At 59.1% G+C, this 14,869-nt stretch carries 12 protein-coding genes; 10 read left to right on the top strand and 2 right to left on the bottom strand.

From position 1 onward, the window contains the following. Nucleotides 1-259 precede the first annotated feature (259 nt). The 3 genes from mutL to Q5H93_RS05590 all read left to right on the top strand — a co-directional run bounded on the left by mutL (nucleotide 260) and on the right by Q5H93_RS05590 (nucleotide 4,140). Nucleotides 260-2,287: a DNA mismatch repair endonuclease MutL gene (mutL, locus tag Q5H93_RS05580; RefSeq protein WP_305005513.1), complete on the top strand. Its 2,028-nt coding sequence runs from the start codon at nucleotides 260-262 to the stop codon at nucleotides 2,285-2,287. 103 nt (nucleotides 2,288-2,390) lie between these two features. After that, nucleotides 2,391-3,185 carry a rhomboid family intramembrane serine protease gene (locus Q5H93_RS05585; protein ID WP_305005514.1) on the top strand — a complete coding sequence of 265 codons (795 nt, stop codon included), beginning with the start codon at nucleotides 2,391-2,393 and terminating at the stop codon, nucleotides 3,183-3,185. Between the two features lie 25 nt (nucleotides 3,186-3,210). Further along, nucleotides 3,211-4,140, top strand: coding sequence for a rhomboid family intramembrane serine protease (locus Q5H93_RS05590; protein ID WP_305005515.1), 930 nt, complete (start codon nucleotides 3,211-3,213; stop codon nucleotides 4,138-4,140). Between the two features lie 73 nt (nucleotides 4,141-4,213). Here Q5H93_RS05590 and mdh read toward each other — a convergent pair whose 3' ends face one another. Next, nucleotides 4,214-5,152: a malate dehydrogenase gene (gene mdh / locus Q5H93_RS05595; protein ID WP_305005516.1), complete on the bottom strand. Its 939-nt coding sequence runs from the start codon at nucleotides 5,150-5,152 to the stop codon at nucleotides 4,214-4,216. A gap of 549 nt (nucleotides 5,153-5,701) precedes the next feature. Here mdh and Q5H93_RS05600 point away from each other — a divergent pair. After that, nucleotides 5,702-7,423 (top strand): DUF6044 family protein, encoded by a 1,722-nt coding sequence (locus tag Q5H93_RS05600; protein WP_305005517.1) that lies wholly within the window; start codon nucleotides 5,702-5,704, stop codon nucleotides 7,421-7,423. 92 nt (nucleotides 7,424-7,515) lie between these two features. Continuing rightward, complete coding sequence (locus Q5H93_RS05605; protein WP_305005518.1) at nucleotides 7,516-8,475, top strand: glycosyltransferase family 2 protein; 960 nt, start codon at nucleotides 7,516-7,518, stop codon at nucleotides 8,473-8,475. Nucleotides 8,476-8,515: 40 nt separating this feature from the next. On the opposite strand, the gene tilS is transcribed toward Q5H93_RS05605, so the two are convergent. After that, nucleotides 8,516-9,844: a tRNA lysidine(34) synthetase TilS gene (gene tilS, locus Q5H93_RS05610; RefSeq protein ID WP_305005519.1), complete on the bottom strand. Its 1,329-nt coding sequence runs from the start codon at nucleotides 9,842-9,844 to the stop codon at nucleotides 8,516-8,518. A gap of 429 nt (nucleotides 9,845-10,273) precedes the next feature. Here tilS and Q5H93_RS05615 point away from each other — a divergent pair, with 429 nt between their 5' ends. The 5 genes from Q5H93_RS05615 (at nucleotide 10,274) to Q5H93_RS24140 (ending at nucleotide 14,853) form a co-directional block, all read left to right on the top strand. Further along, on the top strand, nucleotides 10,274-10,942 hold the full coding sequence (locus Q5H93_RS05615) for a helix-turn-helix domain-containing protein (protein WP_305005520.1): 669 nt from the start codon (nucleotides 10,274-10,276) through the stop codon (nucleotides 10,940-10,942). An 88-nt stretch (nucleotides 10,943-11,030) separates the two neighbouring features. Continuing rightward, nucleotides 11,031-12,857: an OstA-like protein gene (locus Q5H93_RS05620; protein ID WP_305005521.1), complete on the top strand. Its 1,827-nt coding sequence runs from the start codon at nucleotides 11,031-11,033 to the stop codon at nucleotides 12,855-12,857. Nucleotides 12,858-12,964: 107 nt separating this feature from the next. Further along, complete coding sequence (locus tag Q5H93_RS05625; protein ID WP_305005737.1) at nucleotides 12,965-13,789, top strand: outer membrane protein assembly factor BamD; 825 nt, start codon at nucleotides 12,965-12,967, stop codon at nucleotides 13,787-13,789. A 72-nt stretch (nucleotides 13,790-13,861) separates the two neighbouring features. After that, a complete protein-coding gene (locus Q5H93_RS05630; RefSeq protein ID WP_305005522.1) occupies nucleotides 13,862-14,209 on the top strand; it encodes a DNA-directed RNA polymerase subunit omega in 348 nt (115 codons plus the stop codon). A gap of 56 nt (nucleotides 14,210-14,265) precedes the next feature. After that, nucleotides 14,266-14,853: a flavoprotein gene (locus Q5H93_RS24140; protein WP_369810984.1), complete on the top strand. Its 588-nt coding sequence runs from the start codon at nucleotides 14,266-14,268 to the stop codon at nucleotides 14,851-14,853. Nucleotides 14,854-14,869 lie beyond the last annotated feature (16 nt).

Consider the following 14,869-nt stretch of genomic DNA (forward strand, 5'->3'; position numbering starts at 1 on the left):
GGTAGCAACGGAACCGCCCCGGGGGTTTGCGGGTTCCGAAAGACGACCCGCTGCCGCGAACCAAACTGAAGCCAATGCCTCAAAATTCGCCTCAACGCGCCGTCCAATCAACTACAAAAATACGGAAAAAACCGCGCGGTGGGTTGAAAATGTTGTACCTACAACGGCTGCGCCCGCAGGTTTATTGCTCAGTCAGGCAGTAGTCTCAAGTTTGTCATTCTAAAATACTTTCGCGCCCCTGGTGGCGTTTGCCTGCGTCATGCCCGACATCATCCGACTTCTGCCCGAATACCTTGCCAACCAGATTGCGGCCGGCGAAGTGGTGCAGCGCCCTGCTTCGGCGGTGAAGGAATTACTGGAAAACGCCGTTGACGCCGGAGCCACACAGGTGCAGCTGATTGTGAAGGAGGCGGGTAAGCAATTGGTGCAGGTAGTGGACAACGGCCTGGGCATGTCGCCCACCGATGCCCGCATGAGCCTGGAGCGCCACGCCACCAGCAAAATAAGCTCCACTGAAGACCTGTTTCGCATCCGCACCCTGGGCTTCCGGGGCGAGGCCCTGGCCAGCATTGCGGCCGTGGCGCAGGTCGAAATTCGCACCAAGCAGCGTGAGCAGGAGACCGGCAGCCTGCTGCTGGTGGAGGGCTCGCAGATTACCAGTCAGCAGCCCACCGCCTGCCCCGACGGCACTAGTATCAGCGTTAAGAACCTGTTTTTTAACGTGCCTGCCCGACGGAATTTTCTGAAAAGCAATGCCGTGGAAATGCGCCATATTCTGGACGAGTTTCAGCACGTGGCCCTGGCTAATCCGCAAATTGCCTTTTCGCTCTATCAGAATGATTTGGAGGTTTTCAGCCTAGCTGCTGGCAAGCTCAGCCAGCGTATCGTGTCTCTGCTGGGCAATAATTACAAGGGGCAGCTGGCTAACTGTGAGGAAGTAACACCCTTTATCACCGTGAAGGGTTTTGTGGGCAAGCCTGAGTCGGCCAAGAAAAGCCGGGGCGACCAGTTTTTCTTCGTCAATAACCGCTTCATCCGCTCGGCCTACCTCAACCACGCCGTGCTGGCGGCTTACGAAGGGCTACTGCCCCGCGACACGCATCCGTTCTACGTGCTGTTTCTGGAGCTTGACCCCAAGGCCATTGACATCAATGTGCACCCGACGAAGACGGAAATCAAGTTCGAGGATGAAAAGACGGTGTACGCCGTAGTACGCGCTGCTGTTAAGCAAAGCCTTGGCTTGCATAATATTGCTCCTTCGCTGGACTTCGACGGCGACGTGAACTTCGCGCCTATTCGTCCCTTGCGCGGTGGCAAAGCCAAAGATGAATCGCTCCCGGAAATTGCCCCCGCCGCCCGGGCCACCGGCAGCCGCTCCGATTTCCGGCCCGACGCGCTGGCTGCTGCGGCAGCCGCCCGGTCCAACTCGCCGCACTCGGGCTTCAGCAATTTCCAGCCCGACACGCGCCGCGACGGTTTCGAGCGCGGCCCCAGTGATGAAGCGCGCCGCGAGCTCGAAGCCTTCTACCGTGAGCTGGGCCAGCCGGTGCGAAGCGAGGAGCTAGACGCCGAAGCCGAACTGCTGGTGCCCGACGAAACTGCGCCAGCAACTGTCGCGCCGCCCGCGTGGCTGGGACAGGATTTCGAGCCCGCACCCCAGCTGCCGCTGCCTGAAGTCACGTCTGCGTCGCTGGGTTTGCCAGCGCGCGAGAATGGGGGAGGAGGCCGCGCCGTGCAGGTGCAGCAGCGCTTTGTGCTGGTGCCGGTGAAGTCGGGCGTGTTGCTGCTCGACCAGGAGGCGGCCCGCGAACGGATTCTCTACGAGCAGTATAGCCAGGAATTGAGCCGCAGCGCGGGCAGCTCCCAGGCGCTGCTGTTTCCACGCACCGTTACCTTCACGCCCGCCGACTTTGCGGTGTTGCGCGAACTGCACGAGCCCCTGCACGCGCTGGGTTTCCGCTACGCCGACTTTGGGCCCAATACCATTGCCATTGAAGCCATTCCGGCGGGCATGGCGGCGCAGAACGAAAAGGAGTTGCTGGAGGGCCTCGTGGAGCAATTCCGCAATGCGCCCGGCCCTTTGCGCCTTGACCGGGCCGAGGGCGTGGCCCGGGCGCTAGCTCGGCGCGTGGCCCTGGCTACCAGCGCCCCGCGCCTGCCCGAAGCCGAGCTCACGGCGCTGGCCGACCGCCTGTTTGCCTGCCAGGTGCCGGGCTACACGCCCGACGGCCGCCGCACGCTGGTAGTGCTGGACGGGCAGCAACTGGCCGAATTTTTCCGTAAGTAGGCGGGCGCTGCTGGCCGGGTCGGCTAGCTTTGCGGTTTGAACGGCCGTTGGCCGGTCCGGCTGGCATTGCGGCTTTTTGCTGGCCGGCGCTATTATTCTCGCTATGTTCAATCTGACTCCTGTTGTCCGCAACATATTGTTCATCAATATTGCGGCGTATTTTCTGCAGGCGGCTTTCCTGCCGCAGCTCCAGCAGATTGGGGCGTTGTACCCCATCGGGTCGCCCTATTTTCAGCCCTGGCAGTTCGTCACGTATATGTTTCTGCACGGTGGCTTTGGGCACATCCTTTCCAACATGTTCGGGCTGATTTCCTTTGGCCCAATGCTGGAAATGAAGTGGGGGCCGCGCCGTTTTCTGATTTTCTGGATGGTGTGCGGCATCGGCGCCGGGGTGCTCTACGAGGGCGTGCGCTTTTACGAAGGCTACCGCATGGAACAGGCTCGCCGGGAATTTGTGGCCGAGCCGACGGGTGGCGACCTGGTGGCTTTCTTCGATAAGTACGCCTCCCAATACAGTGGCTACGAGGTGCTGGCCCAGGCCCTGCAGCGTAACCCGCAGAATCAGGAATACCGCGAATCGGCCATCCAAACGGTGAACGGCGTGGTGGACGAAATAAAAAACTCACGCTTTGGCGGCATGGTCGGTGCTTCGGGCGCCCTGTTTGGCATTCTCTTCGCCTTCGCCTACCTGTTCCCGAATACCGAGCTGATGCTCTTGTTCTTCCCTTTCCCCATCAAGGCCAAATACTTTGTCGGGCTGTATGCGCTGTATGAGCTCTATGCGGGTATTCACCGCACCCCGGGCGACAATGTGGCGCACTTCGCGCACTTGGGCGGATTGTTGATAGGCTTCATCATCCTAAAAATATGGGAACAGGGCCGCGAGCGGTTCTACTAAGCCCGCTGGGCTGATTTGCGCAACCATGAGTATTACCAACGACATCAAAAACGCTTTCATTCGCCGCGACAACGCGCTCAGCCAGCTCATTGTGCTGAACGTGACGGTGTTTGTGCTGTTGATTGTGTTGCAGACGGTGTTTCACCTCTCGGGCATCGATGCCAGCTACCCGAATCTGCTGCGGCAGGTCGAGCTGTCGTCGAGCCTGCCGGTATTTCTGCGCCACCCCTGGACGCTGCTTACCTATGCCTTCACCCACCTTATTTACTATAATGGCTTCCTGGGCGGGGTAACTCACCTGGCCTTCAACATGCTGAACATGTACTGGTTCGGCCGACTTATTCGGGAGTATCTCGGCGACCGGCGACTGGTGAGCCTGTATATTCTCGGGGCTTTGGCCGGGGCGGTGGTTTTTCTGCTGAGTTACCAGCTGGCGCCTGGTTTTCAGGCCCGTATTGGGGCTACTATGGTGGGCGCTTCGGGGGCGGTGCTGGCCATCATTGTGGCGGCTGCCACGCTGCTGCCCGACTACACGTTCATGCTGTTTCTGTTTGGGCAGGTCAAAATCAAATGGATTGCTTTTGTGCTGGTAATTGTGTCGATAGTGGGCGTGAATGGGGGTAATAGCGGCGGTAACCTGGCCCATCTGGGTGGGGCGCTGCTAGGCTACATTTTTATCAAGCAACTGCAGGCCGGGCGCGATTTGGGCCGCCCGGTGCAGGCCATCGGGCAATGGCTGGGCAAGGTGTTTCACCGCACGCCCACCATGCGCGCCAGCACCAACACCACCACCCGGCGTACGTCGGCCGATGGGATGGCGGCCCGCACCCGCAACCCCGAAGCCACTCCTCTTCAGGAAGAAGTGGACATTATTCTGGACAAGATTTCGCGCTCGGGCTACGAAAGCCTGACCAAGGAAGAAAAGCAGAAGCTGTTCAAAGCCAGTCAGGAATAGAATAAGTAAAACAAAGAAAAAGCCCCGCCGAAGTTGCTTCGGCAGGGCTTTTTAGCTTTAAGCTGACTTATGCTTATGCCTCGACGCTCATTTTGTCGAGGGCGTCCATCACCTCTTTCACGTGGCCGCGCGAGGTCTCCAGCAGGGCTTTCTCGTCATCGTTGAGCTGCAGCTCGATGATGCGCTCAATGCCGTTTTTGCCGAGGATAACCGGGGCACCGAGGTACACACCGTTGATGCCGTACTCGCCCTGCAGCTCTACGCACACGGGGAACACGCGGCGCTGGTCGCGCACGATGGCCTCAACCATTTGGGCAGCAGCGGCGCCGGGAGCGTACCAGGCCGAAGTGCCCATAAGTTTCACCAGCTCGCCGCCGCCGTTTTTGGTGCGGTCCACGATGGCATTGAGGGTGGCTTCGTCGATGAGCTCCGTGACGGGGATGCCGCCCACGGTGGTGTAGCGGGGCAGGGGCACCATGGTGTCGCCGTGGCCCCCCATCAGCACGGCTTGAATGTCTTTCGGGCTCACGTTCAGGGCCTCAGCCAGGAAGGCGCGGTAGCGGGCCGTGTCGAGAATGCCAGCCATGCCGAACACTTTCTCGCGGGGCAGCTTCGAGGTGAGGTGGGCCTGGTAGGTCATCACATCGAGGGGGTTGCTTACGATGATGATGATGGCATCGGGCGAGTGCTTCACCACTTGCTCGGTCACCGATTTCACGATGCCAGCGTTGGTAGCGATAAGGTCGTCGCGGCTCATGCCGGGCTTGCGGGGCAGGCCCGAGGTGATAACTACCACGTCGGACCCGGCGGTGCGGGCGTAGTCGTTGGTGACGCCCACGGTACGGGTGTCGTAGCCGATAATCGGGGCTTTCTGCCAGATGTCGAGGGCTTTGCCTTCGGCAAAACCTTCCTTGATGTCAACCAGAACTACTTCGTTGGCAATTTCACGGGTGGCGAGTACATCGGCGCAGGTTGCGCCCACGTTGCCAGCCCCGACGACGGTAACTTTCATGCGGGTAATGAATTGGGAGGTAAGGGAAACTTGTGGGCGCAAAAGTACCGCCAAACTCCCGACTGCCGCACGACCCGGCCGAATAAGTTTGCCGCTGCACCAGGGAAAATGTGTGGTTAGCCGACTAAGAGAAGCCACTGCCAGCAGCAATTGGCGATATGAGCGCGGCAGTTCCGATTTTCTAAATCAAACTCTGCCTCCGTACGCCCACCATCTACAGTACCGTCAACGTGTGTGCCTTCACCAAAACCTTGGGCGCCGAGCAGGCCCTGGTGCTGGTGAATGTGCGCAACTCCAACCAGCAGTTTGCCTTGACCGCCGCGCTGGCTAATGTCCGTTGGACTAATGCGCTGGACGGCAGTATTGTTATTGGTAGGCACGCAGGTTTCGCTGCCCGCCTATGGCTACCTCGTGCTGAATAGATAACAAGGCCTACCCGGCTGGCCGTCGCCGCCGGTCAATCCTGACAGCCGTTTTGGCTGCCGTCCCGGGCGGTGGCCGAAACGGCTGTATTTTTGACCAGCGGGCTGCCTTTTGGCCTTTTCACTTTTGCCGACCACGACTACTTCACGCCGTTTTTCGCCGCTGCTGCTGGCTATTCTGAGTCTGCTGCTGCTGCTGTTGCCCTTTGCCCTGTTGCGGCAGCACAGCTACTTCACCATCGACGATAGCCTCGACTCCGACGTCAGCGTGTATTATCTGCTGAATAAGTTTCGGGTGGCGCTGGATTTTCGGCCCGGAATCGTAGTGCCTCCGGTGATGAATGGCTTGCCGCGTAATGCCATGCGCACGGGTATTTGCCTGACCAACATTCCGTATGCCCTGCTGCCGACCTGGGCCGCTTACATCACCAACCAAGTGCTGGTGCGGCTGGCGGGTCTGCTAGGGATGTACGGCTTGCTGGTGGGTCCCTGGCAGTTGGGCCGGCAGCGTGGGCTGGCTGCGGCGCTGGCGCTGGCCTGGGCCACGCTGCCCGCTTACACCATTTTCGGCGCCACGGTGCTGGGCCAACCAGCACTTTTGCTGGCATTTCTGGAGTTGCGGCGCGGGGCGGCCCGTTGGTGGCACTGGCTGCTGATTGTGCTGTTTGCCGGCTGGAGTACGTTTGCTTTCATTGGGCCGTTTGCGCTGTTGGCCTTGGGCGGCCTGCTGCTATGGGACTGGTGGCGCACCCGGCAACTCAACTGGCGCTTGGCCGCGGGAATAGTGGTGCTGGTGCTGGCTTCGGTAGTGGCGGAGTGGCCTATTTTCTATTCCTTGCTCATTGCCAAGCAGTTTGTACCCCATCGGCTGGAATTTGATTTCAGCCGCCTGGCGCCGCTGGGCTGGAAGGCCGGGCTGCGCGGCGTGACGCAATACTTTCTGTTTGGGCAGTATCATGCTAGCCGCTTTCTGCGGGTCAGCGCTTTGCTGGCCGTGGCGGTGGCGGTGCTGCGCATGCCAGCCGGGCAGCGAATGGTCTCATTGCAGCGCTTCGCGCCGTGGCTGCTGGTGCTGGCCGCGTTGGCCCTGATAGGCGGCCTCTATCCGCAGGTAATGGCTTGGGTGAAGCTGCATTGGCCTTCCATCAGCGTATTCAATGCGGGGCGCTTCTACTTTTTAGGTCCGCTGTTTTTTTTCCTGCTGCTGGCTTTGGCCGTGCGCGATTTGCCGCGCCGCTGGCAGCTTGCGATAGTGGGTTTGCAGCTGTTTACTGGCTTGGCAATGAACACCGAATGGGTTAATAACCTCCGCATCCTGGCCGGGCGTGCCCGGCCGCACGACCCCAGCTACGAGGCCTATGAAGCCCCGGCACTGTTTCAGGAAATCCAGCAACATATCCGCCAGCAAACCGGCCTGGTACCCAGCCAATACCGGGTGGCCTGTCTGGGCATGGCGCCCGGCGTGGCCCAGCTCAACAATTTCTATACCCTCGATTCTTATCAGAATTATTACCCGCTGACCTACAAGCGACAATTCCGCCCCATCATTGCCGGGGAGCTGGCTAAAAGCCAGGAGTTGAGTAACTACTACGATGCCTGGGGCAGCCGCTGCTATCTTTTCTCGGCTGAGCTGGGCCGGGATTTTCAGGTGGGAGCCTACCAGCAGCGGGTGGTGCAGGATTTGGCGTTCGATATGCCCGCTTTCCGGGGAATGGGGGGGCAATACGTGCTGTCGGCCGTCCGGCTGGCTACGCCGCAACGGAGTGGCTTACGGTTGGTGCGGGTTTTTGCACGGTCCGGTGCCTATTGGCGTATCTGGCTGTATGAGCTTGATAGTCAAAAAAAGTAGCCGGCCTGGGAAAGGCGTCGGCCCGCAGCTTCGTGCCTCTGCCGCCAGCAAGTGGTGGCTGGTAGCCTGCGTGCCGCCGCTATCTTTGGCTGATGATGCCTGCTGACAACACTGCCACTCCGGCGCTTTTACTATCGGTCGTAGTGCCCGTCTTCAATGAAGAAGGACTCATTGACACGCTGGTAGCGCGTTGTCTGGCAGCGTTGAGCAGCATCACGGCCGACTTCGAGCTGATTTGCGTCGATGATGGGAGCCGCGACCGCACCCTCGACCAGCTACTGGCCTGGCGCCAGCGCGACAGCCGCCTGAAAGTGCTGGCCCTCTCGCGCAACTTCGGCCACCAGGCCGCCTACACGGCCGGCCTGCACGCCGCCCGTGGCCAGTACGTAGCCATGATGGACGGCGACCTGCAGGACCCGCCCGAGCTTTTGCCGCAGATGTATGAGCAACTACGCCACGACCAGCACGACATCGCCTATGGCCAGCGCACTGACCGCGCCGAAAGCTGGGGCCGCCGCTTGCTTATCGGCGCGTTTCATCGCATCTTCCGGGGCTTCTCCCGGCTAAAGGAGGTTGACAACGTGGGTAATTTCTCGATGCTCAACCGACGGGCCCTCAATGCTTTTTTGTCGTTGCAGGAGAAAAACCGCTACCTGCCCGGGCTGCGCTCCTTTATCGGCTACCGGCAGGTGGGTGTACCTTATGCCCGCCAGCCGCGCCACGATGGCACGCTACCCAAAATGTCGCACGGCCGCCTGCTGAAGCTGGCGCTGGATGCCTTGTTTTCGTTTTCCGATTTGCCCATCAAAATCTGCCTGTATAGCGGGCTGGTGGGCATGCTGGTGTTTTTGGCGGCCGGTATTTATGTAGTGGCCAGCAAGATGCTAGGTGTTGCGCCGTTCGGCTGGTCGTCGTTGGGCTTGAGTATCTATTTCGTAGGCTCCATTCAGCTGCTGTTTCTGGGCATTCTGGGCGAGTATGTGTTTCGCATCTACCGCGAAAACCAGAATCGGCCGCTGTATTTCGTGCAGCGGTATTATGATGAGCAGTAGGGCAGTTAGCAAGACGTGCTTTTTTGCTAGTTGTTGCCCTTTACATCCGCTGCACCGTCAGCACCCGCGCCGTTTCCTCGCTCACCCGGAACCGCTCGTCGGGCCGGAAGCCGATAACCCAGGCAATTTTACCATCGCCCGATACCAGCACCTGCACCTGGCTTTTGAGGTTGAGCGGCACCTTCTGGTCGATGAGAAAGTCGCTGAGCTTCTTCTTGCCTTTCAGGCCGATAGGCATAAACCAGTCGCCCTCCTGCCAAGGTCGCACCGTGAGCGGAAACTTCAGCTTGTCGGCATCGAGCGCCGCCACGGCCTTGCCGCGCGGAATTTCCAGCCCGGCCGCCTCGTGCAGATTCAGCCGCAGGTGCAGGCCGTCGATTTTCAGCACTTCCTGCCCGGCGCTGATTTGCACGGTGCCGAATTTCTGCAGGCTGCGCGGTGTAATAACCAGCTGCTCGCGGTCCTTCACCAGCCGGTGAGTGGGCGAGTCGAAGCGCCGGCCCGGCTCGGCCCCGAAGGCGGCCACAATGTCTTTCACCATGGGGTAGCTGAAGCCGAAGGGACGCAGTAACTCGTGCAATACCAGTGCGGTGGCGGCCGTGCGCTGTAGCACGCGAGTGTCGAGGTAAGTAATTTCGGACTCGTCGCGGCGGGCCTGGGCGGCGGTGTCGGCCACGTACTGGCGCACGATTTCCTCGGCGCCGCCCACGCGCTCGGCGGTCAGGGCCATGGTGTGGTCGAGGTTGGGGTTGATTTCGCGCAGCACGGGCAGCACCTCGTGGCGCAGCAGGTTGCGCTGGTACACCGGGCTGTCGTTGCTGTCGTCTTCGCGCCAGATGAGGCGGTTTTCGACCAGGTAGTCGTGCAAATCGTCGCGCCCAACGCCTAGTAGCGGGCGCACTACGTGGCCATTTTTGGCCCGAATGCCGTGTAAACCCGCCAGCCCGGTGCCGTGCGTGAGGTTGAGCAGCATGGTTTCGGCTGCATCGCGCTGGTGGTGGGCAGTGGCCACGTAGCGCAGGCCCTCGCGCTGCCGCACCTGCTCAAACCAGCGGTAGCGCAGCAGCCGCGCCGCCATCTGCGTCGAAATACCTTCCTGCTCAGCAAATTCCTTGGTCTGGAAGAACTCGGCGAAATACGGCACGTCGTACTGCTTGGCGAGCTTGCGCACGAACTGCTCGTCGGCATCGGCATCGTCGCCACGCAGGCCGAAATGGCAGTGCGCCACGGCCAGCTGCACGCCCAGGCGGTGCAGCACATGGAGCAGCACCACCGAGTCGAGCCCGCCACTGACGGCCACCAGAATGGAGTCGGATTCCAGGGAAAAAAGGTCGTGGTCCTGAATGAACCGGCGAATAACATCGAGCATGGCAGAAGGGGAGGCCCGTAGCGGGCCCTACGGTGCAAAGATGGCGCGCCGGGGCCCTATTGCCGGATGGCTGACCGTGCTGCTGCTGCCAGCCGCTCCCGGGCAACAGCTCTTCAGGCGTTGCCCCAATCATTAGTCGCACCGATAACGAAGCCTGTTTTACAAACTCAGCAATAAAGAATATTATCTCCTCCATTGAGAATTTTTTAGCACAGCCGTAAGCCGAAAATCAACTTGGCCGGTTAGCCAAGTAGCTGACTGTGTAGCGCGAATACGGCCAGCGGGCGCCAAGCCCGTCGGCCAGCCTCCGGAAAGGTGTAGCAACCATGAAGTGGTTCGAAAAATTGTGTGCTACTTGGGAGCAATAAGCCCTTGTATTTATTGCTTTACCTTATTCCCATTTACACTTTCTCTCACTGCTTCCCCCCTATGACTAATGCTGAAATTATTACCCAAAGAGTAGCCGAAATTGCCATCAACGCCGACCAGCAGCCGGGCGTCATTGTTGTTATCAACCTGCAGACCCGGAGCGTGGAATATATGTCGCCGAGGGGTCTGCATCTGCTGGAAACCACAATGGAAGAGCTGTTCGCAATGGGCCCGGCTTACCACGAGCGGTTTTTCTGCCCCAACGAAACCGACAACTACATGCCCAAGATATGGGATGTTATGGAGCGGCGGGACTTTCGAGCCATCGTATCGTTTTTCCAGCAGGTGCGCACCAATCAATCGATGGGGTGGAGCTGGTACTTTTCCTCGGCGCGGCTGCTGGCCTGCGACGAAGCCAATCAGCCGCTGCTTCTTCTCAACTTTTCCTGCCCCGTGGATGTCGATAGCAACATCACCGCCAAGGTGCAGCGCCTGCTCGACGAAAACAACTTCCTGCGTCAGCACAGCACCATCTACGCCCGCCTCACCCCCCGCGAGCGGCTGGTACTGAAGGGCCTGGCCCTGGGCGAAACCTCGGCCGAAACGGCACAGTACCTGTTTATTTCGATGCAGACCGTGGAGACGCACCGGCGCAACCTCCGGCAGAAGCTGGGTGTGACGTCGACGTTCGAGCTGGGCCAGTATGCCCGGGCCTTCGATTTGATTTGAGCGGAAATCCAGCTCAGGGCTGGCGGGTTGGCGGGTAGGGCATGAAAAAACGAGCATCCTCGTTGAGTGCCCTACCTTTGTCCTTTCAATGCCCTTGTTCCGCGTCTTAGTTTTCTTACAACTGCTGCTCCCGCTCACGGCGTGGGCACAACAGCCTGCCGCCCGACCCAAAACGGTCAGCGCGCCGGCTATTTTGCCGAAAAACACTCCAGCTGCTGCAGCGGGCCAGCCCGGCGGCCCACCCGTTGTCAAAGGTTCGCGCATCGAGCTGCTGCCCGGCACCCGAGAGCTCGTCGGCGGGGTGTTCAACGGGGTGAAAATCCGCAAGCTACTGGGCAACGTGAGCTTCCGGCAGGACGACGCTTTTCTGTACTGCGACTCGGCCTACCAGTACCTCGAACGCAATGAGGTAGAGGCTTTCAGCAATGTGCGCATGGTGCAAAACGACACCATGACCATCACCGGCGACCATGGTTTCTACGACGGCGACCGTCGCCTGGCCCGCATGACCGGCAACGTGGTGATGCGCGACCCGCGCATGACGCTGACCACCCCCACCCTCGATTACGACCTGACCAACAAAACCGCCACCTACAATTCCGGTGGCCATCTCACCGACCCCCAGAATACCCTCGACAGCCAGCAAGGCTTCTACGATACCAATTCCAAGGTATTCGTATTCAAGAAGAACGTGCATTTGGTGACACCCGACTCGGAGCTGAACAACGACACGCTACGCTACAACACCATCACCAAAATTGCCTATTTCAACGGCCCCACGCGCATCAAGGGCAAGCAGGGCAACCTTTATGCCGAAGTTGGTAATTACAATACAATTACGCGAGTTTCCGACTTTCAGAAAAACGCCAAAATCGACACCAAGGACTATCTGCTGGGCGGCGACAAGCTGGTGTATGACGAGTTGAAGCTCTATGGCCTTGCCACCGGCCACGTCAACCTGGTTTCCAAAAAAGATAACATCACCCTGCGCGGCGACGTGGGCCGCTACTGGCGCGGTCTGGGCCGCACCAAGCTCTACGGTGGCCGCCCCGTGGTGCGCAATATCACCGATAAAGACACGCTTTACCTGGCCGCCGACACCTTGCTGAGCGTAGAAGCCCGCCCGGCGCTCAAGAAAGCCGTGGCCCAGCGCGAAGTGCTTTATGCTTGGCCCAAGGTGCAGATTTTCAGGGGTAATTTGCAAGGTCGCTGCGACTCGCTGACCTACGACCGTCAGGACAGTATCATCTACCTCAACCGCGACCCGGTGCTGTGGCAGGCCAAAAACCAGCTCACCGCCGACTCGATGGAGCTGCGCCAGAAGCGTGGCAAAGTTGACCAGATGCGCCTCTACGCCAACTCGTTCATTGTGGGGCAGGATACACTGCTGAACTTCAACCAGGTGAAGGGGCGCAATATGGTGGCCTATTTCCGCGACAACCGCATTGCGCGCGTCGATGTACTGGGCAATGCCGAAAGCATCTACTACGCTCTCGACAACGATACTGCCACCACGGGCATGAACAAGGCCGTGTCGGCCAACATGGTGATGCGCTTCGCTGAAAACAAGCTCAAAACCATTTCTTTTCTCACGAATCCCGACGCCAGCTTTATCCCGCCGCACGAACTAAAAGCGCCCGACCAACGCCTGAAAGGTTACACCTGGCGCCCCACGGAACGCCCCACCCGGCGCACTGTGTTAGGCAAACAGTTCGACGACCGGCCCAAGCCAAAGGCTAAACCTAAAGCCAAGCCGAAACCGACGAAGAAAACTACCAAAAAGAAGCCGACGCCTGCCGTCAAAAAGCCCGTCAAAACCCCGCCGAAACCCGGCACACCGCTTGCCAAACCAGGCACTCCCGCCGTGAAAACGTCGCCGCCCGTCAAAATTCCTGTGCGCACCGGGCCAAAATAGTGGCTGCAACCATTAAGCCATATTCAACGCTCCTGCCTGGGACGAGGCCAACGGACTTCGCTAGATGCTTGCCTTCACCGGCTCAATTTGTTACCTTTGCACCCCTTATGCCGATTTCCCGCCTTACGGTTCTGTTCTTGCTTGTTGGTTCGTTGCTTTTGGGCGCGTGTAGCAATGGCTACCAGCGACTTCTGAAAAGCACTGACATTAACAAGAAGTACGAGGCCGCCATCAAGTATTACGACAAGGGCGACTATTTCCGCTCCGGCACCCTGCTTGAAGAACTGATTCCGCTGCTGAAAGGCCGTCCCGAGGCCGAAAAAGCCCAGTTCTACTTCGCCAATACCAATTACAAGCAGCACAACTATATTCTGAGTGCTCACTATTTCAAGCAGTTCATCGATACGTACCCGAACTCGCCCTTCGCCGAAGAAGCCGCTTTTCTACATGCCAAGTCGCTGTTCCGTGACTCGCCGGAAGCTGAACTGGACCAGACTAACACGATTTCGGCCCTCGAATCCATCCAGGATTTTCTGAACCGCTACCCCGCCAGCACCTTCCGCCAGGAAACGGAAAATATGTCGCAGGAGCTACAGAAAAAGCTGGAAAACAAAGCCTTCAGTAGCGCCCGTCTCTACTACCAGCTTCGCTATAACCAGGCTGCAGTAGTGGCTCTGGGTAATTTCGAACAGCAGTACCCTGCCTCGGCCTTTGGTGAAGAGGCTGACTATCTGCGCGTCGTAGCCCAACACGCCTGGGCCAAGGAAAGCGTGGAAGAAAAACAGCGCGAGCGTTACCTGGAGGTGGTGGCCTTGTATCAGCACTTCATCGACGCTTTCCCCAAAAGCAAAAACATTAAAGCTGCCGAAGCCCTTTACGACGACAGCCGCGCCCATCTGGAAAAACTGAAGCCTGCAGCCGTAGCTAACTAAATTGTTGCCTGTCAGCGGCTGATTGAAAAATCAGGCCGGTACCTAACATAGAAACTCTACTTTACGCATCCCATGAAAAATACTCCCACCGGGCCTTCGAGCTCCATCATCACACGCAACGTGGTTGACCTCGCCGGCGACAACGGCAACGTGTACGAGGCTATTTCGGTTATTTCGAAGCGCGCCAACCAGCTGTCGCTGAAGCTGAAAGAAGAGCTGAACGAGCGTCTGGCCGAGTTTGCTTCCACCGTCGACAACCTCGAAGAGGTGTTCGAAAACCGCGAGCAAATCGAGGTATCGAAGCAGTACGAGCGTATGCCCAAGCCCACCAGTCTCGCCATCGAGGAGTTTATTCAGGGCAAGGTATACTTCGAAACTCCTGAGCCGGAAATCGTTCCGATTCCCCGCGACCTGTTCTAGGGTTCCTGGTTTCTAGTTGCTGGTTTTAAGTTGAATCAGAGGTTTTTCGCTAAAGGATGACTGCTAACCAGCAACTAGAAACGAGCAACCGGCAACCGCTCCACGGCCGGCGCATCCTGCTGGGGGTGTGCGGCAGCATCGCCGCCTACAAAGCCGCCGCGCTCACGCGCCTGCTGGTGAAGGCCGGGGCTGAAGTACAAGTTATTCTGACCGAGGTCGCTGCCGCTTTCGTAACGCCGCTCACCCTCGGAACCCTCTCCAAAAAGCCCGTCCTGACGGGCTTTTTGCGTGATGCAGCGGCCGGCGAGTGGCACAACCATGTGGAACTGGGTTTGTGGGCCGATGCCCTGCTCATCGCGCCCGCCAGCGCCAACACCATCGGCCAGCTGGCCAATGGGCTGTGTCCGAATCTGTTGTGTGCCGTGTACTTATCGGCCCGCTGCCCTGTATTTCTGGCGCCGGCTATGGACCTGGATATGTACGCCCATCCGGCCGTGACGCAGAATCTGGCGCGGCTGCGCTCTTTTGGCAACCACGTATTTGAGTCGCCGGCTGGCGAATTGGCCAGCGGCCTGCAAGGCCCGGGCCGCATGCTGGAGCCCGAGGATATCGTGGCTGAGTTGGAAAAATTCTTCGCCCGGTAAGCCGAAGCTTACCACA

Source organism: Hymenobacter aranciens (assembly GCF_030580865.1).
Taxonomy (GTDB): domain Bacteria; phylum Bacteroidota; class Bacteroidia; order Cytophagales; family Hymenobacteraceae; genus Hymenobacter; species Hymenobacter aranciens.

Coding starts and splice junctions, on each gene's coding strand:
- mutL (WP_305005513.1), top strand. CDS start 260: ATGCCCGACATCATCCGACTTCTGCCCGAATACCTTGCCAACCAGATT.
- Q5H93_RS05585 (WP_305005514.1), top strand. CDS start 2,391: ATGTTCAATCTGACTCCTGTTGTCCGCAACATATTGTTCATCAATATT.
- Q5H93_RS05590 (WP_305005515.1), top strand. CDS start 3,211: ATGAGTATTACCAACGACATCAAAAACGCTTTCATTCGCCGCGACAAC.
- mdh (WP_305005516.1), bottom strand. CDS start 5,152: ATGAAAGTTACCGTCGTCGGGGCTGGCAACGTGGGCGCAACCTGCGCC.
- Q5H93_RS05605 (WP_305005518.1), top strand. CDS start 7,516: ATGATGCCTGCTGACAACACTGCCACTCCGGCGCTTTTACTATCGGTC.
- tilS (WP_305005519.1), bottom strand. CDS start 9,844: ATGCTCGATGTTATTCGCCGGTTCATTCAGGACCACGACCTTTTTTCC.
- Q5H93_RS05615 (WP_305005520.1), top strand. CDS start 10,274: ATGACTAATGCTGAAATTATTACCCAAAGAGTAGCCGAAATTGCCATC.
- Q5H93_RS05620 (WP_305005521.1), top strand. CDS start 11,031: ATGCCCTTGTTCCGCGTCTTAGTTTTCTTACAACTGCTGCTCCCGCTC.
- Q5H93_RS05625 (WP_305005737.1), top strand. CDS start 12,965: ATGCCGATTTCCCGCCTTACGGTTCTGTTCTTGCTTGTTGGTTCGTTG.
- Q5H93_RS05630 (WP_305005522.1), top strand. CDS start 13,862: ATGAAAAATACTCCCACCGGGCCTTCGAGCTCCATCATCACACGCAAC.
- Q5H93_RS24140 (WP_369810984.1), top strand. CDS start 14,266: ATGACTGCTAACCAGCAACTAGAAACGAGCAACCGGCAACCGCTCCAC.